At 66.9% G+C, this 26393-nt stretch carries 26 protein-coding genes; 2 read left to right on the top strand and 24 right to left on the bottom strand.

What is annotated here, in order from left to right; all coding sequences use genetic code 11:
- Positions 1-87 precede the first annotated feature (87 nt).
- The 7 genes from ahcY to MX659_RS04150 form a co-directional block, all read right to left on the bottom strand.
- A complete protein-coding gene (gene ahcY / locus MX659_RS04180; protein WP_267192205.1) occupies positions 88-1347 on the bottom strand; it encodes an adenosylhomocysteinase in 1260 nt (419 codons plus the stop codon).
- A 72-nt stretch (positions 1348-1419) separates the two neighbouring features.
- Positions 1420-2250: a purine-nucleoside phosphorylase gene (locus MX659_RS04175; protein WP_267192204.1), complete on the bottom strand. Its 831-nt coding sequence runs from the start codon at positions 2248-2250 to the stop codon at positions 1420-1422.
- 23 nt (positions 2251-2273) lie between these two features.
- Positions 2274-4466, bottom strand: a complete 2193-nt coding sequence (locus tag MX659_RS04170) for a cell wall-binding repeat-containing protein (protein ID WP_267192203.1) — start codon at positions 4464-4466, stop codon at positions 2274-2276.
- 39 nt (positions 4467-4505) lie between these two features.
- Positions 4506-5672, bottom strand: coding sequence for a glycosyltransferase family 4 protein (locus MX659_RS04165; protein ID WP_267192202.1), 1167 nt, complete (start codon positions 5670-5672; stop codon positions 4506-4508).
- A complete protein-coding gene (locus MX659_RS04160) occupies positions 5669-6892 on the bottom strand; it encodes a glycosyltransferase (protein ID WP_267192201.1) in 1224 nt (407 codons plus the stop codon). The genes MX659_RS04165 and MX659_RS04160 overlap by 4 nt, the downstream gene beginning before the upstream one ends.
- A 13-nt stretch (positions 6893-6905) precedes the next feature.
- Positions 6906-7640: a hypothetical protein gene (locus tag MX659_RS04155; protein WP_267192200.1), complete on the bottom strand. Its 735-nt coding sequence runs from the start codon at positions 7638-7640 to the stop codon at positions 6906-6908.
- Positions 7633-9045: an O-antigen ligase family protein gene (locus tag MX659_RS04150; protein ID WP_267192199.1), complete on the bottom strand. Its 1413-nt coding sequence runs from the start codon at positions 9043-9045 to the stop codon at positions 7633-7635. Before MX659_RS04150 ends, MX659_RS04155 begins: the two co-directional genes overlap by 8 nt.
- A gap of 120 nt (positions 9046-9165) precedes the next feature.
- Between MX659_RS04150 and MX659_RS04145 the strand changes: the two genes are divergently transcribed.
- Positions 9166-10473 carry a UDP-glucose dehydrogenase family protein gene (locus MX659_RS04145; RefSeq protein WP_267192198.1) on the top strand — a complete coding sequence of 436 codons (1308 nt, stop codon included), beginning with the start codon at positions 9166-9168 and terminating at the stop codon, positions 10471-10473.
- A 4-nt stretch (positions 10474-10477) separates the two neighbouring features.
- Complete coding sequence (locus MX659_RS04140) at positions 10478-11701, top strand: glycosyltransferase family 4 protein (RefSeq protein ID WP_267192197.1); 1224 nt, start codon at positions 10478-10480, stop codon at positions 11699-11701.
- Here MX659_RS04140 and MX659_RS04135 read toward each other — a convergent pair.
- The 17 genes from MX659_RS04135 to MX659_RS04055 all read right to left on the bottom strand — a co-directional run bounded on the left by MX659_RS04135 (position 11698) and on the right by MX659_RS04055 (position 26392).
- Positions 11698-12972, bottom strand: coding sequence for an LCP family protein (locus tag MX659_RS04135; protein ID WP_267192196.1), 1275 nt, complete (start codon positions 12970-12972; stop codon positions 11698-11700). The two genes, MX659_RS04140 and MX659_RS04135, sit on opposite strands and share 4 nt — an antisense overlap.
- Positions 12973-13134: 162 nt before the next feature.
- Positions 13135-14253, bottom strand: a complete 1119-nt coding sequence (locus MX659_RS04130; RefSeq protein WP_267192195.1) for a DegT/DnrJ/EryC1/StrS family aminotransferase — start codon at positions 14251-14253, stop codon at positions 13135-13137.
- 82 nt (positions 14254-14335) lie between these two features.
- A complete protein-coding gene (locus MX659_RS04125) occupies positions 14336-14587 on the bottom strand; it encodes a hypothetical protein (RefSeq protein WP_267192194.1) in 252 nt (83 codons plus the stop codon).
- Positions 14584-15882 (bottom strand): nucleotide sugar dehydrogenase, encoded by a 1299-nt coding sequence (locus MX659_RS04120; protein ID WP_267192193.1) that lies wholly within the window; start codon positions 15880-15882, stop codon positions 14584-14586. The genes MX659_RS04125 and MX659_RS04120 overlap by 4 nt, the downstream gene beginning before the upstream one ends.
- A gap of 42 nt (positions 15883-15924) precedes the next feature.
- Positions 15925-16350, bottom strand: a complete 426-nt coding sequence (gene fabZ, locus MX659_RS04115; RefSeq protein ID WP_267192192.1) for a 3-hydroxyacyl-ACP dehydratase FabZ — start codon at positions 16348-16350, stop codon at positions 15925-15927.
- Positions 16337-17623: a UDP-N-acetylglucosamine 1-carboxyvinyltransferase gene (gene murA / locus MX659_RS04110; protein ID WP_267192191.1), complete on the bottom strand. Its 1287-nt coding sequence runs from the start codon at positions 17621-17623 to the stop codon at positions 16337-16339. Before murA ends, fabZ begins: the two co-directional genes overlap by 14 nt.
- 161 nt (positions 17624-17784) lie before the next feature.
- The gene (atpC, locus tag MX659_RS04105; RefSeq protein WP_267192190.1) at positions 17785-18213 is read right to left on the bottom strand and encodes an ATP synthase F1 subunit epsilon; all 429 of its coding nucleotides are present in this window, start codon (positions 18211-18213) and stop codon (positions 17785-17787) included.
- A 6-nt stretch (positions 18214-18219) separates the two neighbouring features.
- The gene (atpD, locus tag MX659_RS04100; protein ID WP_267192189.1) at positions 18220-19626 is read right to left on the bottom strand and encodes a F0F1 ATP synthase subunit beta; all 1407 of its coding nucleotides are present in this window, start codon (positions 19624-19626) and stop codon (positions 18220-18222) included.
- A 29-nt stretch (positions 19627-19655) separates the two neighbouring features.
- Complete coding sequence (atpG, locus tag MX659_RS04095; RefSeq protein WP_267192188.1) at positions 19656-20540, bottom strand: ATP synthase F1 subunit gamma; 885 nt, start codon at positions 20538-20540, stop codon at positions 19656-19658.
- On the bottom strand, positions 20541-22115 hold the full coding sequence (gene atpA, locus MX659_RS04090) for a F0F1 ATP synthase subunit alpha (RefSeq protein ID WP_267192187.1): 1575 nt from the start codon (positions 22113-22115) through the stop codon (positions 20541-20543).
- A 1-nt stretch (position 22116) separates the two neighbouring features.
- Positions 22117-22674, bottom strand: coding sequence for an ATP synthase F1 subunit delta (atpH, locus tag MX659_RS04085; protein WP_267192186.1), 558 nt, complete (start codon positions 22672-22674; stop codon positions 22117-22119).
- Positions 22664-23164, bottom strand: a complete 501-nt coding sequence (gene atpF / locus MX659_RS04080; RefSeq protein ID WP_267192185.1) for a F0F1 ATP synthase subunit B — start codon at positions 23162-23164, stop codon at positions 22664-22666. Before atpF ends, atpH begins: the two co-directional genes overlap by 11 nt.
- Positions 23165-23195: 31 nt before the next feature.
- Positions 23196-23423, bottom strand: coding sequence for a F0F1 ATP synthase subunit C (gene atpE, locus MX659_RS04075; protein WP_267192184.1), 228 nt, complete (start codon positions 23421-23423; stop codon positions 23196-23198).
- Positions 23424-23517: 94 nt separating this feature from the next.
- Entirely contained in the window at positions 23518-24336 is an 819-nt protein-coding gene (gene atpB, locus MX659_RS04070; RefSeq protein WP_267192183.1) for a F0F1 ATP synthase subunit A, read from the bottom strand.
- 15 nt (positions 24337-24351) lie between these two features.
- Positions 24352-24672, bottom strand: coding sequence for a hypothetical protein (locus MX659_RS04065; RefSeq protein WP_267192182.1), 321 nt, complete (start codon positions 24670-24672; stop codon positions 24352-24354).
- 179 nt (positions 24673-24851) lie between these two features.
- Complete coding sequence (locus tag MX659_RS04060; RefSeq protein ID WP_267192181.1) at positions 24852-25940, bottom strand: MraY family glycosyltransferase; 1089 nt, start codon at positions 25938-25940, stop codon at positions 24852-24854.
- Positions 25937-26392 carry a deoxycytidylate deaminase gene (locus MX659_RS04055; RefSeq protein WP_267192180.1) on the bottom strand — a complete coding sequence of 152 codons (456 nt, stop codon included), beginning with the start codon at positions 26390-26392 and terminating at the stop codon, positions 25937-25939. Before MX659_RS04055 ends, MX659_RS04060 begins: the two co-directional genes overlap by 4 nt.
- Position 26393 lies beyond the last annotated feature (1 nt).

The raw sequence follows: 26393 nt of genomic DNA, 5'->3' as shown, positions 1-26393 counted from the left end.
CTTCAAACTGTATGACAGCCGTCATGGGACTGTGACATGGTCGTCTCCGACCCCCACGTCTCAGCTGCTGAGCCGCTCTCTCGGCCCCTACACCGTCCCCTCTTGCCAGGAGCGCAGGTACCGCTCCTGCTCTTCGGTGAGGGTGTCGATTCGCACGCCCATCGAGGCCAGCTTGAGCGCAGCGATGCGCTCGTCGATCTCGCGCGGCACGTCGTACACGCCGGGCGCGAGCTCGGCCGCGTGCTTGACCATGTGCTCGGCGCTGAGCGCCTGGTTGGCGAAGCTCATGTCCATCACGGAGGCGGGGTGACCTTCCGCACACGCGAGGTTGACGAGCCGGCCGTCGGCGAGCAGGTAGATCCGGCGGCCGTCGGCGAGCTCGAACTCCTCCACAAGCGGCTTGACCTCGCGCACCGCCACCGCCCGCTCGCGCAGGTGCGGGATATTGATCTCGACATTGAAGTGGCCCGAGTTCGCGATGATCGCACCGTCTTTCATGGCGTCGAACGCGGACGAATCGATGACGTTGATGTCGCCTGTGACCGTCACCCAGATATCGGCCTCGCGAGCAGCCTCAGCAGCAGGCATCACGCGGTAGCCGTCCATCACCGCTTCGAGCGCGCGCAGCGGGTCGACCTCGCACACGATGACGTTCGCACCGAGCCCCTCGGCGCGCATCGCCACGCCGCGGCCGCACCAGCCGTAGCCGCTCACCACGACCGTCCGGCCAGCGATAAGCCGGTTCGTCGCCCGGATGATGCCGTCGATCGTCGACTGGCCGGTGCCGTAGCGGTTGTCGAACAGGTGCTTGGTGTTCGCCTCGTTCACCGCGATGATCGGGTACTTGAGCGCGCCTTCGGCTGCCATCGCCTTGAGGCGGATGACGCCGGTCGTCGTCTCCTCGGTGCCGCCGATGACACCTTCGAGCGCTTCTGTGCGCTCGGCGTGGATACGGCCGACGACGTCAGCACCGTCGTCCATCGTGATGTGCGGCTTGTGGTCGATCGCGGCGTCGATGTGCGCGTAGTAGGTCTCCGTGTCCTCGCCCTTGATCGCGTAGGTGCGGATGCCGTACTCCGCGACGAGCGCTGCCGCCACGTCGTCTTGCGTCGAAAGCGGGTTGCTCGCGCACAGCACGACGTCCGCGCCGCCCGCCGCGAGCGTGCGCACCAGGTTCGCGGTCTCGGTCGTCACGTGCAGGCACGCGCTCACGCGCACGCCAGCGAGCGGCTTCTCGCGCTCGAAACGCTCTCGGATGCTCGCGAGCACAGGCATGTCACGGTCGGCCCACTCGATGCGAGCGACGCCGGCCGGAGCGAGGGACAGGTCTTTCACGTGGTGCTGCACGGGAACCTCCTTGTGCGGGCCGCGCCTTAAGGCGCGCCGTTTCCTGAACCCGTGCAGTATACCAAGCGATGCTCAGGCGATGCGCGCGAAACCCTCGATGAAGGCGGTGGCGAGCAGCTTCATGCTCTCGGCCGCCTGCCTCCCCGCTTCGAGGACCTCTTCGTGCGACAGACCCACGCCTGCGGCTGCGTTCGTCACGAGCGACAGCCCGACCACCCGCAGGCCGAGCGCACGGGCAGCGATCACTTCGGGGACCGTGGACATCCCGACCACGTCTGCGCCGAGCGTGCGCAGCATCCTGACCTCCGCAGGCGTCTCGTACGACGGTCCGAGCAGCCCGGCGTACACGCCGTCGTGCAGCGCCACGCCGATCCGCTCCGCTGTCGCGCGCATGAGCGCCCGCAGCTCCGGGTCGTACGCGTCGCGCATCGGCACGAACGGGAAACCGCCGTCAGGCCCTGGCCAACCGATGAGCGGGTTGGTGCCCATGAGGTTCAGGTGGTCGGAGATCAACACCAGGTCGCCAGGACGCAAACCCTCGCGCACTCCGCCGGCCGCGTTCGTCACGAGAAGCGTCTCGCATCCCGCCGCGGCCGCGAGCCGCGCAGGGTACGCTGCTTGAAGCGCCGTCGCGCCTTGGTACTGGTGCGCACGGCCCTGGAAGAGGAGCACCCGCTCGCCGGCGATCGTGCCCGCAACCAGACGACCAGCGTGACCAGCGACAGCACCGACTTTCGGGAAGCCGTCGAGCTCCGCGTACGGGATCGCGACCGCATCGGCAGCGTCGTCGGCGAGGCCCGAGAGCCCGGAGCCGAGCACCACCGCGATCCGTGCAGGCGCACCGAGGGCCTCACGCGTGCGACGCGCGTCCTGCTCGGGCACATCCAGGGTGACCGGCAGCATCCGCACCTCTCCTTCCAGCATGCTTACTGCGCCATGGCGGATTCGAGCGCCGCTTCGCCGGCGTCGCTGATCGCGCCGGGGCCGCCGAGCAGCCAAAGCGTGCTGATCGCAAGCTTGTGCTCGCGGAGGAACGCGGCGGTGCCCTCGGGCACCGAGTCGCGCCGCATGAGCAGCAACGGGAAGCCGCGTGTGCCGGCGAGCGCGCTCGCCGCAAGCGCATCGGGGTACGTGAGCCCGGTGGCGAGGTACGGCTCCGTCGCGGTGAACCCGTCGCCGAGCGCCCAGCGCGCGACCGCGGCGGCCGTTTCGTAGCGGTCGCCACCGTAGAGGCGTCCGGCCGCTCCGCCCGTGAGCGCGGCGACGGAAGCCTCGACCGATTCGTCGACGACGCTCGGTCCGCCCACCACCTGGACTTCCGCGGGCTTCGCAGCGGCAAGGAACGCGGCGGTCGCGCTCGGCACGCTCCAGCGGCGCACGAGGAGCACCGGGTAGCCCTTGCGGTACGCAACAGGCGACACGGCGGCGGCATCTGCCCATGACTCGCCGCTCACCACGAACGCCTTTGTGGTGGCCTTCATCGAGCGTGCGAGCGCTGCGACCTTCGCGGACGTCTCGTAGCGGTCGACCCCTCCGACGCGCGTCACCTCTGCAGAGGGCAGCGCGCTCTTCAGAGCCTTCAGCACGTCATCGCTCACCGCGCCGGCGCCGCCGAGGACGTACACCTTTGCGGGCTTCAGGCGCGTCACCTCGATCCGCACGGCGTCCGGAAGCTCGTTCGGCCGCGTGAGCAGGAGCGGGCCCTTTGCCGCCCCAGCGAGCGCCGAGCCAGAGAGCGCGTCCGGGTACTGCTCGCCAGAGGCCAGCACCACGGCCGCGCTCGTGGTCGGGTACGCCTTCTTCGAGACTTCGACCGCCGTCGCATACCTGTCCGCGCCTGCGATGCGCTGCATCGGGAAACCGAAGAACCAGAAGTTCGGTGACTTGAGACCGAGCTTGATGCGCACCGAATCGGCGCCGAGCGTCGTGCTCGTGCCGTTGCTGAAGTAGAACGTCGTCGACTTCGGGTAGCCGCTCGAGCCCCGTTCGATGGAGACGCGCCGGACGTAGACCGAGGGTGGTGCGCCGAGCTTTCCCGCCATCGCCAGACCGTCCATCGTCTCCGTCCAGCTCTGGTTGGGGTTTCCAGCGTCGGCCTCGTACGGAGATTCGACGCCGGTGTAGTACGACTTCGGAGTCGCGGACGGCCACACGTCCTCGATGTTCGCCGTATTTCCGCCCGAGGACGAATGGAAGAACGTCATCACGATCGTCGAGCCGTCCTTCGCGATGAGATCGCGCGTCGCGTCCACAGCGGCGTTGGTGCTCGACGCCTCGTGCATCACCACCGTGCCGTTCGACAGGCGCGAGTGCCCGCCGTAGACCTGATCGGCGGTCGTGCACGCGAGGCTGTTGTCGCGTTTACCGTCGTCGTTCGGGTCGATCTTGGCTTTCGCGTACGAGCGCGCCGCCACCGCTTGCGCTTTGAGCGCTTCCGGTTTCCAGCTTGCCGGGCTCTCCCGCGGCACGACGCCGTACAGGTACTGCTCGAGTGGAACGAGGTTCCATGCGTAGAGCCCCTGCGTCCCGTCGCGCGTCACCTCGAAACGCCCGCGCCACCGGACGTACGGGTACCCGGAGGGATAGTCGCGGTGCAAAGGCGGGCCTGAAGGGTCCTTCACCTCGAAGAGCGCCTCGCCGTCAGGGTCTGCCTTGACCCACGAGCCCGTGAAGGTGGCCACGACCGACCCCGTGCCGTATTTCGTGACGACGACGCCAGCGTCGTTCGTGAACGTGTAGTAGGTGTTCTTCGGCAGCTTCACGGATGCAGCGCCATCGTACACGGTCATCGTGGCGTCGACCGACCTCACCGTCCACGATTGTCGGGACGCGCTGTCCTTGTCGAGGTTGACGCGCACTTCCACCGCGTTCGATGCCTTCTGGATGCTCGTGCCCTGGAAGTAGTGCTTGATGATCCAGTCATAGGTGTAGCCGTGCAGCGCGAACCCTTGGCTACCGTACTGCGAGAGCCCGATGCCGTGCCCCCAGCCACCGCCTGAGATCGTGAAGGTCGGGATCGCCGCAGGTTCGAGCGCACGAGCGCGCAGCGGAAGCGACGAGCAGACGAGGAGCAACGCAAGAGCGACAGACGCTAGGTGGATGTGCTTGCTGCGACGCACGGAGAGCCTCCGCAGTGGTTCGACGACGACATCCCTGCGTCAGTCTACCACATCCGGACCCGGTCCGGCCTCGCCAGCAAGCCCGCGGTAGGCGTCTGTGAGGCGTCGCGCCGCTGCCGCCCAGTTCAGCCCGCCCTCGATGATCGCCCTGCCCCGCCGCCCCATCTCCCGCGCGAGCTCGCGGTCGGACGAAAGCCTGAGCAGTACCTCTTCCACCTCGGCGACGTCCAGCGGGTCGATCGCAAAGCCGAGCTCGTGCTGCTCGACGAAGTCACCGATCCAGGTGCCGCGCGTCACGATCACTGGCAGCCCGCACGCCATGCCCTCGAGCGCCTTCACGGGGATCGTCGTTCTCCAGTTTCCGAGCGAGGCGTCGTAGCACGCGTACACCGCGTCGCACCGGTGGTACAGCCCGGGGATCTCGTCCGGTTCGACCCGGCCGAGCACTTCGATGCGCTCCATCGTCGACGCGATGCGGGCGATCTCCTCCGCCGCCGTGCCGCCGCCCGCGAGCAGGGCCTTCAGGTGCGGGTGCGGCTGGATCGCTTGCATGAGCTTGACCAGCCCGGTTATCCACCGCTTCTGGCCGATGAAGCTCACCACAAAGTCGTCTTCGCGCCGGTCGACCACCGTGTAGCGATCGAGGTCGGGCGCGTTCTCGACGAGCACCACGCGCCGCGCCCCCAGCCGCTCGTAGTACGCCACGTGGGCCGAGGTCACGGTCACGACGACATCGGCCTTCGGTATCGCCGTTCGCTCGACGAGCCGAGCCGCCGCACGCGCGATGACGCCGGGCAGCCCTCCCTGCGGGAGCGCGCGGCTCTCACGGTACAGCTCGTGGAAGTCGAGCACGACCCGCAGACGCGGCAGACGACGCCTGGCTCTCACCGCGACGATGGCGGTGTCAAGGTCGTGGCAGTGGATGACGTCCGGTGCGAGCGCAACGCACCGTGCGGCGGCCTCTGCCCAGAACCGCCAGTACTTCGCGACGTTCCGTGGCCCGCCGCCGTGCGCCGCTTCGGGACCGACGCGCTCGATGCGCCAGCCGTCGCGCTCGATGCGCTCCGGATCGCGCCTCGCACGGTCCCACGCGAGCACGACGACCTCCCAGCCGTCAGCGACGAGCGCTTCGGCTTCTTTGATAATGCGCGGATCGGCTGTGACCGACGCGCTGGCCACCATGACGATCGTGCCTCGCACGCTCATCGCTCGCCTCCAATCGCATCGCGCGGTGCGCGACCAGCGATGACGTCCTCGTACACCCTCACGAGCCTGGCGGCCACCGCAGCCGGCGAGAACCGCTCGGCCGCGCTGCGCGCGATCTCGGCCCCATCGAACGCGTCGAGCCTCTCGACCGCCTCACGCATGCCGTGCGCCAGGTCCTCAGCGTCTCCGGCCTCCACCAGGATCCCGGCACGAGGCGTCACGATGTCTTCAGGCCCCCCGCATCGGGTAGCGACGACCGGCAGGCCGGTCGCCATCGCCTCGACGAGCACGACACCGAAGCCCTCCGAACGCGAAGGCAGCACGAATACGTCGGCGTTCGCGAGCTCTGCAGCAAGCGCCCTGCCAGCGAGCGCCCCAGCGAACCGCACGCTGGCTTCGAGCCCGAGCTCTCGTGCGCGCGCCTCGAGCGCAGCGCGCTTCACGCCGTCACCGACGATCGTCAGACGCGCACCGTCGATGGCAGAAGCCACAGACGCGAAGGCGTCAAGAAGCACATCGTGCCCCTTCTCGGGAACGAGGCGCCCGACCGCGACGAACCGCGGCGCACCTGCCCGCGACCGTTCGACGAACCGGAAGCGGCCGGTGTCGTACGTGTTCGGAACAACGACGACTTTCGCCGGATCGGCACCGACGAGCCGGACCGCATCGTCAGCAAGACGCCTGCTCACGCACACCACTGCCGCAGCCGCCCGCACAGCCTGCTCCACCTCGCGGTGCCACGCAGGACGGCGCAGGTTCGAGTACAAGTCCTGGCCATGTGCCGTGACCACGAACGGCAGACCCGTGCGAGCGCACAGCCGACGCGCAGCGCCGCCCCCAGTGAACAGCTCGTGCGCGTGCACGAACTGCGCGTCGACCTCCATCTTCGCCGCCCTGAACGCCTTGTCTGCCGTGCGCGCGATCGCTCCGGGCACCAGGCGGTGCGCGAGGCGGCGCGGCACTACCGGATAGCGCGGATAGCGGACGCTGGCCCCGTCGATGCTGCCCGATCCCTTGATGTACGGCTCGTCAAAGATGCGAGCCAGAACCTTGGGCACGTAGGGGACCGGCGCCACGACCGACCACACGACAGCGTCCGCCGTCGCCCGCATCTGCTCTTCCACGAAGAGTCCCCGGATCGGCTCGGCCGGGTTCGGGAACGACTTCGAGAGCAGCACGCCCCGAAGCCGCGACTCCCGTGATGTGCGGTCTCCGCTCACCGCGCTTCGCGCGTCAGGCCGCACGGCTCGCCAGGAACTGCTCGCGTGCGACCGCGAGCACCGCCCCTGCGACGAAACCGAGCACCAGCCCGCCGATGGCCGAGCGCATCGCGCGCGAGCGCACGCTCGTGATAGACGACGTCACGGAGCCGTCGTAGAGGTACACGTTCCGCAGCGCCTGGAGAGCGTCTTGCTGGTCCACGAGCGCCATCTCGATGTTCCAGCGGTCGAAGACCGCCTCTGCCGTGGTGGCGCTGGCGCCCGTAGACGCAAGGTCCTTCAGCGCCTGCTGCGCGATCTCGACGCGCCGTTCGCGCATGTCTATCTGCGACGCCACCGCAGCCAAGTGCGCCTCGATGAGCGTGCGTGCCGCCGCCTGTGCGACGCGCTCCGCCGTATCTTGGGAAGACATCGTGCACGTCACCGTCACCTTTGTGATCGGGCTGCCGCTTGCAGCGACGCGCAGCGCACCCGCGACCTCGTCGGCTGCGACGCCGGCTTCCTGCGCGACGGCGGCACGGAACTGCTCGGTCGACGACTCCCTCACGAGGTCGTCGGGAAGCAGCACGCCCCGGACCCTTCCAGGGGACGCAGCATCCACGGCGATCCTCGCCGTGGCCGTGACGCTCGGCTCGGAGCGCATGGCCGGCACCACCGCGACCGTCATCGCGACAGCCGTCACTGTCGCGATGAGCCACCACTCTCGTTTCACGAATGTCATCATGCGTGCGCACATGCTCTCAGCCATCGTGACCTCGCTCGAATCCGATCGCGACACCGGCGCCAAGACGACTCGCCGCCACCGCGAAAGCCAGGAACAACCACAGATACTCGAAGTACAGATAGTACTGGAATAGCGAGCCCGCAAGCAGCGACACCAGTCCGGCGAGAGCCGCGCCCTCGTACACCGACCATGGTCTGCCCCTGCGAGGCCAGAATAGCATCCACACACCGAGCGCGAGCACCATCTCGACGGCCAGTCCGAGAACCCCCATCTCCGCCCAGAACGAGAGCGGGAGCTGATGCGGCTTGACAACGACCTGGCTGGTCCCGGGCTTCCGATAGGCAGGGTACACCTTCTCGTACGCGGCAAGGCCCGTGCCCAAGACCCAGTCGTCTCGGATCATCTCGATGGTCGACTGGTACATCCCGTAGCGCGTACGGTTCGACTCGTCCCGTTCGGTGTCGAAGATGGACGCCGCCCGCGTCGCCACGGTGCCCGGCGCCACCGCCGTGAGTCCGAGCACGCCGACCAAGCCTGCCGTCACGATCCACATCCTCCTACGCGGAGGCGCGGTGAGCGCTACTACCACCGCTCCGAGCGCAGCCGTCACCCAGCCCGTGCGCGAGAGCGTCGCCAGCAGCCCGGCCCCGGTCACCGCCGTGGCGATCGACCAGACGAGGAGCTCGCGCCGCGTGGAGCTGTGCACGACGAAGGCGAGCCCCGCCACGAAAGAAGCAGCCAGGAACCCGGCAAACATGTTCGGGTCCTCGAAGAAGCCGGAGGCGCGCACGAAGTTCACGCGACCCCCTGCCGCCATGTACACCCTCACGCGCCCGAGGTCGAACCCGGGCACGAACTGCTGCGCGAAGCCGATGGCCCCGTGCAGCACGGCGGTGCCCAACAGAACGGCGTACGCGAAACGGAAGCGCTTTCGGCCGGTGAGCACGTTCGCCGTGAACAGCGCGAGCAGCCATGCGAACAGGACGCGGACCCCCGCGCGGAGCGTGCTCGGCGGATCGACCGACCACACGGCGGACGCGAACGCGGCCGCCACCAGCATCGCGCACCCGACGTCCACCGGCGCGAACCGCACCCAGCGGCCCGGCTCTGCTGCTGCACGCACCCACCACGCAGCGAGTGCGAGGGCGAGCGCGAGCTGGTAGAGCGTGAGCGGGACCGGGCGCGAGATGATGCGGCCGTAGATGTCGAGCGGCACCAGTGCGACGATGAGGTAGACGCCGAGGTGCGGTTTACGCACCACGGCCGCGAATGCCGTGGCGCCGACCACGGCCGCAAGCACGAGCATTCCGGCCCGACTCGTGGCCGCAAGCCCCGCAATCGCTCCGCTTGCGACGGCCGCGGCGAGCCACAGGGACGCGCTCTTCCACGCAGCGCCCCGTCCCGCCTCGACCTGTCCGGCTGCCTGCACGCTTCGCTCCTGACCTTCTGCTGCTACCTGAACGTCACCTTGCGTATGTTACCCTTGCGTGCGGACGTCGCAAAACCGACAGTCCGCGTCCCGCCTCTTTACGCAACACAAGGAGATGCCATGGCGTCCGTCACCGTCGTCGGAACAGGATACGTCGGTCTCGTGACCGGCGTCTGCCTCTCGAAGTCCGGCCATACCGTCACGTGCGTCGATATCGACCCGAAGAAGGTCGACCTGCTGCGCTCTGGCAGAAGCCCGATATTCGAGCCCGGCGTCGAGGACCTGCTGGCAGAGGGCATCGCCGCTGGAACGCTTCGCTTCGAGACCCCTGCCAACGGCTGGCGCGACCTGGTGGGCGATGTCACCTTCGTTGCGGTCGGCACCCCGATGGCGCCCAACGGCTCAGCCGACCTTTCTGCGGTGCGCGCAGCGGTCTCGTCGCTCGCTCGCGAGGCCGACCGGCCATTCGTGCTCGTCATGAAGTCGACCGTGCCTCCCGGCACCGGTGCGGCGCTCACGGAGCGCTATCTACGACACGCCGCCACGCCGATCGCCTACGTCTCGAACCCCGAGTTCCTCCGGGAGGGCCACGCGGTCGACGACTGGTTCCACACCGACCGCATCGTGCTCGGCAGCGACGACGCGGCTGCGCTCGAGACCATGCGGGCGCTGTACGCGGACATCGAGGCACCCGTGCTGGCCACCGATGTGACCAGCGCCGAGACGATCAAGTACGCGAGCAACGCGTTCCTGTCCACGAAGATCTCGTTCATCAACGAGATCGCCAACCTGTGCGACTGCATCGGCGCAGACATCGACGCGGTGGCCCGCGGCCTGGGTCTCGACGCGCGCATCGGCGCACAGTTCCTGAAGGCCGGCATCGGATACGGCGGGTCGTGCTTCCCGAAAGACACGCGGGCGCTCGACTTCATCTCGACGCTGAACGGCTACCAGTTCACCTTGCTCAAGTCCGTCATCGAGGTGAACAACAGGCAGCGGCTGCTGCCGGTGGTGCACCTCACACGTGCGATGCGCGACATGCACGATCGCTCGATCGCGGTGCTCGGTCTCTCCTTCAAACCGGACACGGACGACGTACGCGAGTCCCCAGCCCTCGACATCGTGCCGCTCCTCGTCGAAGAGGGAGCGGACGTGCGCGCCTACGACCCGATTGCTGCACCTGTGCTGCTGCCGTCAGGCGCTCGGCGCACCGAGACCGTCTGGGAGGCGCTCGATGGGGCGTCTGCCGCCGTGGTCGTCACCGAGTGGCGGGAGTTCATGGATCTCGACTGGGCGCGCGCACGCGAGCTCATGCGCGATCCGGCCGTCGTCTTCGATGGACGCAACTGCCTCGACTCGGCGCGAGTCTCTGCAGCCGGACTGACGTACATGGCCGTGGGCCGTCCTGGAGCGCATCGCGGAGCGTAAGGCGATGCGGATACTGTACATCCACCAGTTCTTCGCCACCCGTGAGTCCTCGCTCGGACTCATCCGGTCGTACGAGTTCGCCCGGAGATGGATCGCCGAGGGACACGAGGTCACCGTCATCACGAGCTCGTCTCGCCTGCCTGAGGAGTTCGACAAGCGGCTTCTGTGCGAGGGCTTCATCGACGGCATCCGCATCCGGTCAGTTCGCGTTCGCTACTCGAACTACATGGGGTACGCGCGCCGCATGTGGTCGTTCTTGCTGTTCACGATCGGCGCGACGTTCCTCGCCGTGACCTCCGGCAAGCACGACGTCGTGTTCGCCACCTCGACGCCGCTCACCGTGGGCATCCCAGGATGGGTCGCCTCCGCACTGACCCGCACCCCGTTCGTGTTCGAGGTGAGAGACCTCTGGCCTGAAGCGGCCATCCAAATGGGAGCCCTCAAGCGCAACGGCCTCCTTGCACGCGCAGCCAAGCGTCTCGAACGCTTCTTGTACCGGCACGCAAAGCACGTCATCGCCTTGTCTCCCGGCATGGCAGACGGCGTGCTCGCCGAGGGCGTGCCTCCTGAGCGCGTCCACATGGTTCCCAACTCGTCGGACCTGGACCTGTTCTACCCCGCTCCGAAAGACCACGGGTTCTTGGCATCGCTCGGCGTTCCCGAGGGCGCCTTCGTGGTCGGGTACGCCGGCGCGATCGGGCCCTCCAACGCTGTCGAGGCGCAGGTGCCAGAAGCTGCGCGCACCCTGCACGAGCGTGGACGCGATGACATCGTCTTCGTCATCGCGGGGGACGGCAAGTGCTTGCCGAAGCTCAAGGAGCTGACCGACGGGCTTCCGAACGTACGCCTCGTCGGCTCGCTCCCCAAGAAGGACGTCCCGGTTCTCACGCGTTCTGCAGATGTGCTGATGACGCTGTTCGCCGACGTGCCGATCCTTGCGACGAACTCGCCCAACAAGTTCTTCGACGGGCTTGCCTCGGGACGCCCGATGATCGTCAACTCGAACGGCTGGACGCGCGCGCTCGTCGAAGAGCACGACTGCGGCGTGTACGTGCCGGCGGGTGACGGCATCGCCCTGGCCGACGCGCTCGAGAAGCTTGCTTCCGACCGCGATCGCCTCGAACAGATGGGCCGCAACGCACGGAAGCTTGCCGAGGAGCGGTTCTCGCGCGACGACCTGGCTGACCAGGTGCTGGCCGTCTTGAAAGACGCGGCTGGAAGCCGCTAGCGAGCGGTCGAGGTCGTGGCAGCGGACGCCCAGTCCTTGCCGACCACGACGAGCACGTCGGTCTTGAAGGAGTACATCCCCCGAGACGGCACCAGGTCTGCCACGGGCAGCGCCGCTGCCACCGCCTCTGCCTTGGCTTTCGCGGCATCCGTCGCGTAGACCACGAGCGTCCGGTCGTACACGAACTGATTCGCGTTCCCGACCTCGACGACGTTGAAACCCGCACGCTTGAGGACGTCGGCGGCAGAGGCTGCCACACCCGAGATGCCGGCGCCGTTTCGCACTGTCACGCTCACCTGGCTCGGAACGACCGGCTCTGCCGTGGGCGTGCTCTCGAACGGCCTGCCCGCATTCATCGCCTCGACAAGCTGCCGCATCTTCTCTTTGTCAGGGTAGACGTACGGGCTCTTCCACGTACCAGGGATGGTCGCCGCGTCGATGTCGTCAGGCGAGATGCCTTGCAGCGATCGGGCGATGCGCACGATCTCGCCAGCGGGCAAGGTCGAGGTCATGTACTCGGATATCGCCGTGATCGCAGCCGGCAGCTTCACCATGCCGCTCGGGTTGGCGAGCTGCTTGGCGAGCGCCTTGAAGAACGTCTGTTGGTGACGCATGCGGGTGAAGTCTGCGTCCGGGAAGGCGCGGCTTCGCACATACACGAGCGCGTGGTATCCGTCCAGAAGCTGGTAACCTGGCTCGATCTTCTTGGCCGTCTTGAACGGCGAGATGTCCGCTCTCCAGTCGTCGATCGGCGTGTCGACGTCCACCCACACGCCACCGATGGCGTCGACGGCCTTCACGAACCCTTTGAACCCGATGTCGACGTAGTGGTTGACCTCCAGACCGGTCTCGTTCTTGATCGTCTCCACGAGCAGCGCGTCTCCGCCGTAGAACTTGGCGGCGTTGATCTTCCCGACACCGTAGCCAGGGATCTCAGCGCGCATGTCTCGCGGGATGGACAGCAGCCAGACCTTCTTGGCCTTCGGGTCGATGCGCGCGACGATGATCGTGTCCGCGCGTGACGCAGTGTCGCGGGGCCTCGCGTCGCTGCCCGTGATCAGCACCGTGAACGGCTCGAGATGATCCTGCTTCGGCTTGTCGAGCGCTTGCTGCAGCTTGCTGTCAGCGAGCGCCGCCTTGCTGATACGCCGGTCGAGGCTCCGGAACCATATCAGCCCGTAGGCCGCAACGCCGAGCACGATGAGCGCGAGCACGCCCGCAGCGATCGCAAGCCTCCGCTTGAGCGCTCGCTTGCGCTGCACCTCGTGCACGCGCATCCGCGGTGCTGGCTCGACGATAGGTCGAGCAGGAACAGCGGCGCGGCCGCTTCGCAGCGAGGCGCCTCGCTTCTTCTTATGCCGATCGGACCGCCTGTACCCTTCAGCTGGCACGGTGCTCCTGACTCCTCGTTGCTTCGCGTGCGGCCGTCCGGCTCACGCCCCAAGCGTCTCTTCCACAACGCGTACGACCTCGCGCTGTTGCTCCACGGTGATGCCCGGGTAGCATGGCAGAGCGAACGTCCGGCCGTCGCACGACTCCGCAACGGGGAGGAACGGCCGCTGGAAACCGGGAAGCTTGGCCAACGCCTCCTGCTCGTGCAGCGCAAGCGGATAGTACAGCGCCGTCCCGATGCCGGCCTCGTTGAGCGCGCGCATCACGCGCTCCGCCGTTTCGGTATCGGCCGCCTTGACGATGTACAGGTGGAACACCGCATCGCCGTATTCGCGCACGACCGGAAGCTCAAGACCAGCGACGTCCGCCAGCAGCTCGTCGTAGACAGCAGCTGCCGCACGACGCTGGTCGTTCCATGCGTCCAGGTGCGGGAGCTTCACGAGCAGGATCGCGGCCTGCAGCGCGTCGAGGCGCGAGTTCACGCCGAACGAGTCGTGGAAGTACTTCTTCGTGGTCCCGTGCTGCGCCATCGTGCGGCATGCGGCGGCAAGCGCCTCGTCGTCGGTGGTGATGATGCCGCCGTCTCCCGCGCAACCGAGGTTCTTGCTCGGGAAGAACGAGAAGGCAGCGGCACGAGCGAGCGAGCCTGCCTTCTTGCCCTTGTAGGTCGCTCCGATGGCCTGGCACGCGTCTTCGACGACGATGAGGCCGTGACGGTCGGCGATCTCGAGCAGCGGGTCCATGTCGACGCACTGACCGAAGATGTGCACCGGCAGGATCGTCTTCGTCCGCGGCGTGATGGCCGCTTCGACCTGCGCCACGTCCATGTTGTAGGTGCCGGGCTCGATGTCGACGAACACCGGCGTCGCGCCGGTGTGCACGATCGCTTCCACGGTCGCGAAGAACGTGAACGGCGTGGTGATGACCTCGTCGCCCTTGCCGATGCCGAGCGCGGCCATGATCAAGAACAGCGCATCGGTGCCGTTGCCGCACGCCACTGAGTGCGCGGTGCCGACGTACGCCGCGATGGCGTCTTCCAGCGCCGTCACCTTCGGGCCGCCGATGAACGCGGCGTTCTCCATCACCTCAGCGAAGGCTGCGTCGAGCTCCGTCTTGAGCTCGCGGTACTGGCTCTTCAAGTCGAGCAGGGGGACACCCACGTCTTGACGCTCCTTACGCACCGTTCGGGACACGTCATTGTCGCACGCCGCCGCCCGCGGGCGACAAGGCGTCACGGTCGCGTTACTGGTTCTCCAACAGCTCTTCGTCTGGCACTGAACGCACGGCGCGTGCTGGTACGCCCATCACGACGGTCTTCGGGGGGACGTCTCGCGTGACGCCGGGGTATGCGGCCTCGAACCGCGCGCGGTTCTTCTCGGAGGCATCGCACAGCGCGACGAGCTCCGCCGAGGCGAGCCGCGCGAGGTTGCGGACGATGTTCGGCCCCCAGTACCCGTAGCCGACCATGCCGATGCGGAGCGGCGCGGCGCTCACAGCAGCACCACCCGCTCGGTGCGGTGATCGCGCATGGCGTTACGGGTGTCGAGCACCAGGCGCGCATGCTCGGCTATAAGCCCGTAGTCCACGTTGGAGTGGTTGGTGACGACGACGAGCGCATCTGCCGAGCTCACCGTCCCTGCGTCGAGGGCCACATGCGGAACGGCGAGGCCGTCTACAACGAGCTCGGGCACGTACGGGTCGTGGTACACCACGTCCGCGCCCTTCGCGCGAAGAAGCTCGATGACCTTGATAGCCGGGGATTCGCGCATGTCGTCGATGTCCGCCTTGTACGCGACTCCGACGACGAGCACGCGGCTGCCGTTGAGCGGCATCCGAAGGTGCTCGTTCATGGCGTCCATGAGCCGGCGCACGACGTAGTACGGCATCGACTCGTTCACCTTGCCGGAAAGCTCGATGAACTCCGTGTGGAAGTCGTACTGCCGCGCCTTCCACGAGAGGTAGAAGGGGTCGATGGGGATGCAGTGCCCGCCGAGACCCGGACCGGGGTAGAACGGCATGAAGCCGAACGGCTTGGTCTTGGCCGCGTCGATGACCTCCCACAGATCGATGCCCATCCGCTCGCACAGCTGCAGAAGCTCGTTGACGAGCGCGATGTTCACGCTGCGGAAGATGTTCTCGAGAAGCTTCGTCATCTCCGCCGCGCGCGTCGTCGAGACGGGCACGACGGTGTCGATGAACCGTGAGTACATCGCCACGGCCCGCTCTGTGCACGCCGGCGTGACGCCGCCCACGACCTTCGGCGTGTTCTTGGTCTGGTACACGGGATTGCCCGGGTCCACACGCTCAGGCGAGAACGCCAAGAACAGCGTCTCCCCCACCTTCAGGCCGCCCGATTCCAAGATCGGCTGGATGACCTCTTCGGTCGTTCCAGGGTACGTCGTCGACTCGAGCGTCACGAGCGTGCCCGGCTTCAGGTGCGGAGCCACCGACCGCGCGGCCGCCTCCATGAACGACGTGTCGGGCTCCTTCATCTCGTCAAGCGGCGTGGGCACGCAGATCGCGATGGCATCGCACTGCGAGACGTCTGAGAAGTCGGTCGTCGCACGGATGAGACCGTCGTTCACGAGCGGAGCGAGCCGCTCGCTCAAGACGTCGGGGATGTAGCTCACGCCCGCATTCACCGAGCCCGCCTTCTCCGCGGAGACGTCGAACCCGATGACCGTGTGGCCGGCGCTCGCCATCTCCACGGCAAGCGGCAAGCCGACGTACCCCAGGCCGACCACGCCGAGCACGGCCGAACCGTCCTGTAGACGCTCAAGAAGCCCCATCGTGTTCCCTTCCGTCGAGTGGAGCTGCAGACGACGCGAACCTTAGGATTTTATCGCAAACATGAGCTTGCCGCTGCAGGCGAGCTCCTCGCCGACGTAGGCGCGCGCCTCACCGAACCCGAGCGCTCCGCGCGACCTCGTGATGCGGACCTCCATGCGGAGCGTGTCGCCGGGGCGCACCTGGCGCTTGAAGCGCACGCCGTCGATGCCTGCGAACAGCGCGATCCGGCCGCGGTTCTCCGGCAGCGAGAGCAGCGCCAGAGCACCGACCTGCGCCATCGCCTCGACGATGAGCACACCGGGCATCACCGCGTACCCGGGGAAGTGCCCCGGCACCCAGAAGGCGTCCTCGCACACGTCGAGGTACCCGGTCGCGCTCTCGCCCGGCACGACGTCCTCGGCACGATCGACGAGCAAGAACGGGTCCCTGTGCGGTAGGATGCAGGCGATCTCTTCACGCGTGAGCACCGACGTCTCCTCCCTCGGCCTCGACCCACTCGATGGCAGCGCCCACCGCGGCCAGCTTCCCGACCAGGTCCTCGTATCCGCGCTCGATGTGGTAGGTGTCGCCCACCAGAGTCTCCCCCTCGGCCACAAGCCCCGCGAGCACCAGCGCGGCACCCCCTCGCAAGTCCGGCGCCTTGACCGGAGCCCCCGAGAGCCGCTTCACGCCCCGAACGATCGCCCGATGCCCGTCGATCGTGATGTCGGCGCCCATCCTGCGGAGCTCGTCGGCGAACATGAACCTGCTCTCGAACACGTTCTCGGTGATGACGCTGTCGCCGTCGGCAAGCGACAGCAGCGTCATGAACTGCGGCTGCATGTCGGTCGGAAAGCCGGGATACGGCAGCGTGGCGACATCGACGGGCGCGAAACGGCCCGGGCCTGCCACCGTCATCCGCGCCCCGTCCACGGACACCGGCACACCGGCGTCCGCGAGCTTGCTGAGCACGAGCTCGAGGTGCGCCGGGTCCGCACCTTCGACCGTCAACGACTCGGCGGCAAGCGCACCTGCCACCAGCATCGTTCCCGCCTCGATGCGGTCCCCGATCACGGTGTGCTCCGCCGGGCGGAGCTCGGGCACGCCCTCGACGACGAGCGTCGAGGTGCCTGCACCTTCGATACGAGCTCCCATGGCCCCAAGAAGCGCGATGAGGTCCTGGATCTCCGGTTCGCGAGCGGCGTTCTCTATCGTGGTCGTGCCGCGCGCTTTGACTGCTGCCATGAGGAGATTCTCGGTCGCACCGACGCTCGGAAAGTCCAAGAAGATGTGCGCTCCGGAAAGCCCTGTCGGCGCGCTCGCCTCGATGTAGCCGTGCTCGCTCGAGATGGAGGCGCCGAGCTGTTGGAGGCCTTTGAGGTGCAAGTCGATCTTCCGGGAGCCGATGTTGCAGCCGCCCGGCATCGCGACTCGCGCCGTGCCGAAGCGCGCGACGAGCGGCCCGAGGACGAGGATCGAGGCGCGCATGGTGGCTACAAGGTCGTACGGCGCCTCGAACGAGTCCATCGAGGTCGTGTCGATGAACGCCGTGTCGCCCTCGAAGCGCACGTCCGCCCCGAGCCTGCGAAGCACTTCGGACATCACCTCGACGTCCGCGATGCGCGGGACGCGATGGAACGTCGACACGCCCTCGGCCAGGATCGCAGCGGCCATGTGCTTCAAGACGGCGTTCTTCGCGCCGCTCACCGTGACTGTTCCGCGAAGGGCTCTGCCGCCTGCTATGTGGATCGCGCGGGACATTCGCCAAGACTCCTCGGAATCGACGGGCGTACAGGACGACATACCCGTAGACGAACCTGAAGAAGCGTACAGGTTCTGGTTGCGTTCCCGCAACGCGCCGGCATCCGCTCCCGTAACGCGAACGGGGCGTCCGAAGACGCCCCGTCTTGGACCGTGCAGCGTCACGCTCGTCGTTCAGCGACTCTGATCTGGACCTCGCACCACTCGAGGTCGGCGACGCACGACGCGATCTCCTCTGCGACGTCCGCGGGCCGCTCTTTGAGCTCTCTCATCCGCTCCTCGATCAACGCTTTGGCGCGGCGTGCGCGCTCCACGTCGATCTGCGACGAGATGGCAGCGTCGTCGGCGAGCACGATGACCTTGTCCTCGTGCACCTGCAGGTAGCCTCCGGACACCGCGAACCACTCCACGTCCTTGCCATCGTTGTACCGAACGCGCAGCTCGCCCGGGGCAACCAGGGTGACCAGCGGCGCGTGCAGCGGCAGGACACCGATCTCGCCGTCCGGAGTCGGAGCGATCACCATCTCCACCTCGTTGGTGTACAGGATGCGCTCCGGCGTGACGATCTCGCACAGGAGGGTCTTGGCCATCCCGGACTACACCGCCGCTTTCGTCTGCTCGGCCGCCTCGAAGACCTCTTCGATGCCGCCCTTGTACCGGAATGCCTGCTCAGGCAGTTCGTCGCACTCGCCCTTCACGATCATGTCGAACCCGCGGATCGTGTCTTCGAGCTTGACGTACTTGCCCTTCATGCCGGTGAACTGCTCGGCCACATGGAACGGCTGCGAGAGGAACTGCTGGATCTTGCGGGCACGCGCGACGGTCAGCTTGTCCTCTTCCGACAGCTCGTCCATGCCCAGGATGGCGATGATGTCCTGGAGGTCCTTGTAGCGCTGCAGCACCTGCTGCACCGCACGCGCCACGCGATAGTGCTCCTCGCCGACGATCTCAGGGTCGAGCGCGCGCGAGGTCGACGCGAGCGGATCGACGGCCGGATAGATGCCGAGCTCAGCGATCGAACGCGACAGAACGGTCGTCGCGTCCAGGTGCGTGAACGCCGTGGCGGGCGCCGGGTCGGTGAGGTCGTCGGCCGGGACGTAGATCGCCTGCACCGAGGTGATGGAGCCCTTCTTCGTCGAGGTGATGCGCTCCTGCAGCTCGCCCATCTCCGTTGCGAGCGTCGGCTGGTATCCGACAGCGCTCGGCATGCGGCCGAGGAGCGCCGATACCTCGGATCCGGCCTGCGTGAACCGGAAGATGTTGTCGATGAACAGGAGCACGTCTTGACCCTGGTCGCGGAAGTACTCGGCGGCAGTCAGGCCGGCGAGCCCCACGCGCAGACGGGCGCCGGGCGGCTCGTTCATCTGGCCGTACACGAGGCACGCTTTGTTGATGACGCCCGACTCCGACATCTCGTTGTACAGGTCGGTGCCTTCGCGGGTGCGCTCGCCCACGCCCGTGAAGACGGACGTGCCGCCGTGCTCTTGGGCCAGGTTGTTGATGAGTTCCATGATGATGACCGTCTTGCCGACGCCAGCGCCGCCGAACAGGCCGGTCTTGCCGCCCTTGATGTAGGGCTCGAGGAGGTCGATGACCTTGATGCCGGTCTCGAAGATCTCCGTCTTCGGCTCGAGCTCCTCGTACTCCGGCGCCTCACGGTGGATGGGGTAGTAGTCCTCCACCTCAGGCATCGGCATGCCGTCGACCGGCTCGCCCACGACGTTCCAGATGCGGCCGAGGGTCGAAGGACCCACGGGCATCATCATCGGCCTGCCGGTGTCGATGACCTCGGCGCCACGAGTGAGCCCGTCGGTCGACGACATCGCCACGGCCCGCACGATGTTCCCGGGCAGGTGCTGCTGCACCTCGGCGACCAAGCGGATGCGCCCGATCGGGCTCTCGGCGTCCACTGTGAGCGCGTTGTAGATCGCAGGGATCGACTCCGGCGCGAACTCGACGTCGATGACCGGGCCGATGACGCGAACGACTCGTCCGACGTTCATAGGCGCTTCTTTCTCCTTCGAAGTTGCCATCACGATTCCTCCAAGGCGGCTGCGCCGCCGACGATCTCGGCGATCTCGTTGGTGATCGACGCCTGACGCGCACGGTTGTAGCTGCGCGTGAGCGTCGTGATGATCTCGCCCGCGTTGTCCGTTGCCGACTTCATCGCCACCCGGCGCGCGCCCTGCTCGGAAGCGGCACTCTCCAGCAAGGCCCGATAGACGAGCGTCTCGACGTACGTCGGCAGGAGCTTCTCCAGCACGGCCGCTGGCGACGGTTCGAAGAGGTATTCGGGCCTCGGCCCGAGCGGCTCCTCATCGACGTCGACCACTTTGCGCTCGATCGGGAGCAGCTGATGAACCTCGGCCTTTTGCTCCGCCACGTTCTTGAACCGGTTGAACACCACGTAGGCGGCGTCGATACGGCCTTCCGAGTACGCCGCGATGATCCGCGCTGCGATGTCCCGCGCGTGGGCGTATGTCGGCTTGTCCGAGATGTCGCGGTACTCGGCTACCGGCTGCACCCCGCGGTACTTCAGGTAGCTCAACGCCTTCTTGCCAACGGCGATGACGTCCGCTTCGGCGCCTTCTGAAGCGGCCTTGCGCATCAGCTCTTCCGTCAGACGGAGGATGTTCGCGTTGAACGCCCCGCACAAGCCGCGGTCGGACGTGAGCGAGATGATCGCGATGCGCTTCTGCTCGGGATGCTCTTCGAGCAGCGGATGCGTCGCTCCCTGCACGTACCGCGCGACGTTGCCGAGGACCTCCATCATCGAGAGCGCGTAGGGACGCGCAGACTCGATGCGCTCCTGGGCCTTCTTGATCTTGGCGGTCGCGACCATCTCCATGGTGCGCGTGATCTGCCTCGTGCTCTGCACCGAGGAGATGCGCCGCTTGATGTCGCGAAGGTTCGGCATCTAGCTCTCCTGCACGCCGGTGAACTGCGCGGTGAACTCCTCGAGGGCCGCCGACAGCTTCTCAGCGGTCGCATCGGAGATGACTTTCTCGGCAGCGATGGCCTGCGGGATCTCGGGATACGCGCTGTGCACGAACTGCAGGAACTCTGCGCGGAACCGCAGCACGTCGCTCACCTCGACGCGGTCGAGGTAGCCCTTCGTGCCGGCGAAGATCGCCATGACCTGGTCCTCGACGGCCATGGGCACGTAGCGGCCCTGCTTGAGCAGCTCCACCAGGCGCGAACCGCGAGCGAGCGTCGCCTGCGTGGCCTTGTCGAGGTCCGATCCGAACTGCGCGAACGCCTGGAGCTCTCGGTACTGCGCAAGGTCGAGACGAAGCGAGCCGGCGACCTGCTTCATGGCCTTGATCTGCGCGTTGCCGCCGACGCGCGACACCGAGATGCCGACGTTGATGGCAGGTCTGACGCCCTGGTAGAACAGGTCCGTCTGCAAGAAGATCTGGCCGTCGGTGATGGAGATGACGTTCGTCGGGATGTAGGCCGATACGTCGCCGGCCTGGGTCTCGATGATCGGCAGGGCCGTCAGCGAGCCAGCGCCGTTGGCGTCGTTCAGCTTCACCGCGCGCTCGAGCAGCCGGCTGTGCAGGTAGAAGATGTCGCCCGGATACGCCTCGCGTCCCGGAGGACGGCGGAGCGTGAGCGACATCTGGCGGTACGCAACGGCCTGCTTGGACAGGTCGTCGTACACGCACAGCACGTGCCGTCCGGGGTTCTCGGCACTTGCCGGCTTGCCGTCCTTGCCCGTGTACATGAAGTACTCGCCCATCGCGCAACCCGCGAGCGGCGCGATGTACTGGAGCGGTGCTGGGTCGGACGCGTTCGCCGCAACGACGATCGTGTACTCCATGGCGCCGTACGCCTCGAGCGTCTCCACGACGCCGGCGACAGTCGAGGCCTTCTGGCCGATCGCCACGTAGACGCAGATGACGTCCTTGCCTTTCTGGTTGATGATCGTGTCGATAGCGACGGCGGTCTTGCCCGTCTGACGGTCACCGATGATGAGTTCGCGCTGTCCACGGCCGATCGGGATCATCGCGTCGATAGCCATGATGCCTGTCTGCAAGGGCTCGTGCACGCCCTTGCGCTCGATGACACCCGGCGCCTTGAACTCCACGGGGCGGTACCCTTCGGCCTCGATGGGGCCTTTGCCGTCGAGCGGTTCGCCCAGCGGATTCACGATGCGGCCCAAGAAGCCGCGCCCCGACGGGACCTCGATGATACGGCCCGTCGTGCGGACCGTGTCGTTTTCCTTGATGAGCGAGGTCTCGCCCATCAGCACGGCGCCGATCTCGTCACGGTCGAGGTTGAGCGCCATGCCCATGACGACGCGACCGGTGCTGCTCGACACGAACTCGAGCAGCTCGCCGGCCATCGCGCCTTTCAGTCCCTCGACGCGCGCGATGCCGTCGCCGACCTGGATGACCGTTCCCACCTCGCGAACGTCGACAGACGGCTTGAAGGAGGCGAGCTGCGCCTTCAAGACCTCGTCGATGCGTGATGCACTGATCTCGACCACGCTATGCGTCACCTCCTTGGCGTGCTGTAGAAAGGACCTGCCTGAGCTCGCGCAGCTGCGTGGTCACGCTACCGTCGAGCACGCGGCCGGCCACCTTGATGACGATGCCGCCGACGATTGCCGGGTCGACGTGCTCACGAAGCGAGACCGTACGGCCCGTGGCGGCCGCAAGCTTCTCGACGAGCCGGGCGCGCAGGGCGTCCGAAAGCGGCACAGCCGTGGTCACCTCTGCGACGACAACACCGCGCTTCTCTTCCAAGAGGCGCTCGTACTCGCTCGACACCTGACCGAGCAGGTCGGTGAGGCCACGCTCGACCATGAGGCCCGCAATGGCCACCACCTCGGGCACGACAGCGTCGCCGAAGATGGCGCGCACGATCTCGCGCTTCTTCTCCGCCGGAACGCCGGCGTCGAGGAACGCCTCGCGCAAATCGACGTTGCCACGCACGGCCTTCACGACCGCCTTGAGACCTTCATCCACGGCGTCGAACGCGTCAGACACCGCAGCGAGGTCGTACAGGGCCCGCGCGTAGGTGCTGACCGACTCGCTAGCGCTCATCCAGGCTGCCCACCTCTGCGATGTAGCGCTCGATGAGGGCCTCATGCTCCGATGGCGAGAGCCGCTCGCCGAGGATCTTGCCGGCCACAGCGACAGACAGCTCGGCCACCTTGGCCTGGAGCTCAGCGAGCGCAGCTGCGCGCTCCGCCTTGATCGCCTCGAGCGCCTTGGCCTTCTCGGCCTCGGCCTCTTCGCGGGCCTTCGCGATGATCTCTGCCTTCATGTTCTCGGCCACGGTCCGGCCCTGCTCGATGATCTTGGCGGCCTCCTGGCGCGCCTCGGCCATCTGCTGCCGGTACTCCTCCAGCAGGCGCTCGGCCTCGATGCGCGTGTCCTCCGCCTTCTCGAGCGACTCGCGGATCTTCTCGGCCCGCTCGTCGAGCATCTTCGTGATGGGCGGGAAGGCGAACTTCCACAGCAGCACGAACAGGACGACGAACGCGGCGAGGTTGACGTAGAGCTCTACGCCAAGCGGGATTATCTTCTCCACGCGTCCCTACCTCCCGGGATCGTTGCGTCGGCTACTTGACGCCCTGCAGGACGAATGCGAGCACGAAGCCGAGCAGGCCGATGGCCTCGGTCATGCCGAGCGCGATGAACATCGTGGTCTGCAGACGGCCGGCCATCTCCGGCTGACGGGCCATGGACTCGATCGTCTTCGAGCCGATCATGCCGATGCCGAGCGCGGCGCCGATGCCGCCCAGACCGAAGGCGAGACCTGCACCCAAGACTGACAGCGAACCGATCACGACTTCCTCCTCCTGTTCGCGCACCGTCCGGACCTCCCGGCGGTGTCTGTTCCCACGGTTCTGACGCCGCACGACGCGCGGCGGCCTTGCCTTCTTAGTGCTCCGACGCGTGCAGCGCGCCGTTGATGTAGACGGCCGTCAGGATGGCGAAGATGTACGCCTGCAGCACGGCCACGAACAGCTCGAAACCGCGCAGCACGACCTGCATCAAGAACGACAGCGGCAGCACCACGAAGCTCGTGGCAGCAACGTGCTCGATCGCGATGGCCATGAAGATCGCGAACACGCCGAGCATGATGTGGCCAGCGTACATGTTGGCGTACAGACGGATGCCCAGCGTGATCGGGCGCAAGAAGTGCGAGATGATCTCCAACACGAAGATGAAGGGAGCAAGCCACCCTGGAGTCCCTGACGGGATGAAGCTCTTTATGTAGCGGAACAGGCCGTTCTTCTTGATGCCGATGCCGTTGTACACCGTGAACACGATCAAACCCCACATGAACGTGGTTCCGAGCGTGCCGGTCCCCGGCAGCGCGGGAGGGACATTGCCGAGGAGGTTGTTGAACAGCACGAAGAAGAACACCGTTCCCACGAAGGGGAAGTACTTCCGACCCTCCGGCCCCATCACTTCAGCGCACAGGTTGTCGCGCACGAACGCGACGCCCGCTTCCGCGACATTGTAGATGCCGCTCGGCACCAACTTCGGCTTTCGGGACGCGACGACGAAGAACAGGACCGTCAGCGCCAAAGCGATGAGCATCCAGAAGGTGTAGTTCGTCAAAGTGAAGCGAGCGGGGTTGTAGCTCTCGGCGATGCCGATGTGCTCGCCTTTGAGCGGCAGGACCGACAGCTCGTGGATGAGCTTCTCGATGCCTGCGTTCAACGGGTCTGCCGATGCGGTTGGCGCTGACACCTGCAGCACTCCCTCCTACGCGGTGATGCCTGACGAAACGGACCGGATCTCGCGGATGCCCTCGACCACCGTGGTGGCGAGGAACGCCGTCACAAGACTGATGCCGAATGGCGCCATGACGCCCGGAGCGATCGCCGAGCAGGCAGCAAGCATTGCAGCGTACACGACCAGACGCACGAACGTGAGGGACGAGATGACCGCGAGCCCGACGTAGACCCTGCCTGGGCGGATGAATGACACAGCGAAGCGGGACAGGAACGCGAAGCCGAGACCCAAGAGCAAGCCGAACGCACACGCGCCGGCCACACCCATCACCCCACGCACGCTATCGAGCACGCTCGCTCCCAGCTTGGAGCCCCTCTCACACGACGATCCGCGTGAACACGACCCCCCGAAGACACGCCACAGCATGAAACCGCATGCGGCATCGACTGCGACGTATCGCTGAACGCTCCCGGCCGGGGGGACCCGAAAGCGTGCTCACTATACACCAAGGTTCACAAGCGCAACAAGGACTACCGCTCCACCTCATCATCGTGCTGGACGACCTCGAAAAGGCCGAGCCAGCGCGCCATGGAGCCCGACAGCGCGGCAAGCACGATGAGCGTCACGAAGCGATACTGCGGCGGCGCCCAGCGCACCGCATAGCCGCCGATCGCAAGCGCTGCAGACCACACGTAGATGATGAGCACGGTCTGCGTGTGGCTGAAGCCCCGGTGCAGGAGCCGGTGGTGGATGTGGCCCTTGTCGGCTGCTTGGATCGGCTTGCCGCTGATCTTCCGCCGGACGATCGCCGAGAAGGTGTCGAACACCGGCACCCCTACGATGACGATGGGCACCACGAGCGCGATGGCCGCGAGCGACTTCATCACGCCCAAGAGCGATATGCACGCCAGCATATAGCCGAGCGTGAGCGCTCCGGAGTCGCCCATGAACACGCTCGCCGGATGGAAGTTGTACCGCAGGAAGCCGACGCATGCCCCGACCAGAGCCCCTGCGAGCAGCGCTGCGACCAGCGTGTTGCCTTGCACTGCAAGCGCGAACAGCGACAGACCGGCTATCGCCGACACGCCCGCCGCCAACCCGTCGAGACCGTCGATGAGGTTGATGACGTTCGCGAAGCTCACGATCCAGAGCACCGTGAGCGGCACCGAAAGGGCGCCGAGCACGATGACCCCGCCCGCGAACGGGTTTCCTACGTAGCCGATGCGCAGCCCGCCCAGCGCGACGACGAGGGCGGCGACGATCTGTCCGAGGAACTTCGCTCCTGGATTCATCTCGATGACGTCGTCCACCACCCCGACCACGAACATCACGACAGCGCCTGCAGCGATCGCGAGCACCTGCCGGGGGGACGCCGCGAGCACGCGATGCCACCCGAAGAAGCGCTCGCCCGCAAGCTGCAGCAGCACTCCGGCGACGATGCCGAAGAACATCGCCACGCCGCCGATGCGAGGGATCACGCCCCTGTGCACGTGCCTGCCGCCCGGGTGTGCCACGATGCCGAGGCGGAGGCCCGCGGCACGCACTACCGGCGTGAGCGCAAGCGTGACGGCCGCGGCGACCGCAGCGTCGAGCAGCAGCTGGACCACCGCGTTGCTCACGGACGCCCCTCTCCGTACGGCCTGACGACGATCCCGCTCTTATCGAGCAGCTCCTCGGCGAGCGCATCAGGATACGGCTCCGCGTAGACGATCTCCGTCACTCCCGCATTCACCAAGATCTTCGCGCACAGAACGCACGGCTGGTGCGTGCTGTACAGCGTCGAGCCGTCGATGGCGATGCCGTGGCGAGCGGCCTGGACGACTGCGTTCTGCTCAGCGTGGATACCGCGGCAGAGCTCGTGGTTGCTTCCCGACGGAACGGAAAGCCGTTCCCGGAGGCACCCGGCCTGTTCGCAGTGGGCGAGCCCTGAGGGAGCTCCGTTGTACCCCGTCGACAGGATGCGTTTGTCCTTGACGAGCACCGCTCCTGTGTGCCGCCGCAGGCACGTCGAACGCTCGGCGACGTGCTGGGCGATCGACATGAAGTACTCGTCCCACGACGGGCGCGTCACG

The sequence above is a fragment of the Parvivirga hydrogeniphila genome (assembly GCF_023371205.1).
Lineage (GTDB): Bacteria > Actinomycetota > Coriobacteriia > Anaerosomatales > Anaerosomataceae > Parvivirga > Parvivirga hydrogeniphila.
The sequence above is the reverse complement of the archived record's forward strand: the minus strand, read 5'-3'. Positions and strand labels throughout refer to the sequence as shown.

Bases quoted from the DNA above. Each gene is read 5' to 3' on its own strand.
- MX659_RS04175 (WP_267192204.1), bottom strand. From the start codon at position 2,250: ATGCTGCCGGTCACCCTGGATGTGCCCGAGCAGGACGCGCGTCGCACG.
- MX659_RS04165 (WP_267192202.1), bottom strand. From the start codon at position 5,672: ATGAGCGTGCGAGGCACGATCGTCATGGTGGCCAGCGCGTCGGTCACA.
- MX659_RS04155 (WP_267192200.1), bottom strand. From the start codon at position 7,640: ATGGCTGAGAGCATGTGCGCACGCATGATGACATTCGTGAAACGAGAG.
- MX659_RS04145 (WP_267192198.1), top strand. From the start codon at position 9,166: ATGGCGTCCGTCACCGTCGTCGGAACAGGATACGTCGGTCTCGTGACC.
- MX659_RS04140 (WP_267192197.1), top strand. From the start codon at position 10,478: ATGCGGATACTGTACATCCACCAGTTCTTCGCCACCCGTGAGTCCTCG.
- MX659_RS04120 (WP_267192193.1), bottom strand. From the start codon at position 15,882: ATGGGGCTTCTTGAGCGTCTACAGGACGGTTCGGCCGTGCTCGGCGTG.
- murA (WP_267192191.1), bottom strand. From the start codon at position 17,623: ATGTCCCGCGCGATCCACATAGCAGGCGGCAGAGCCCTTCGCGGAACA.
- atpC (WP_267192190.1), bottom strand. From the start codon at position 18,213: ATGGCCAAGACCCTCCTGTGCGAGATCGTCACGCCGGAGCGCATCCTG.
- atpD (WP_267192189.1), bottom strand. From the start codon at position 19,626: ATGAACGTCGGACGAGTCGTTCGCGTCATCGGCCCGGTCATCGACGTC.
- atpG (WP_267192188.1), bottom strand. From the start codon at position 20,540: ATGCCGAACCTTCGCGACATCAAGCGGCGCATCTCCTCGGTGCAGAGC.
- atpH (WP_267192186.1), bottom strand. From the start codon at position 22,674: ATGAGCGCTAGCGAGTCGGTCAGCACCTACGCGCGGGCCCTGTACGAC.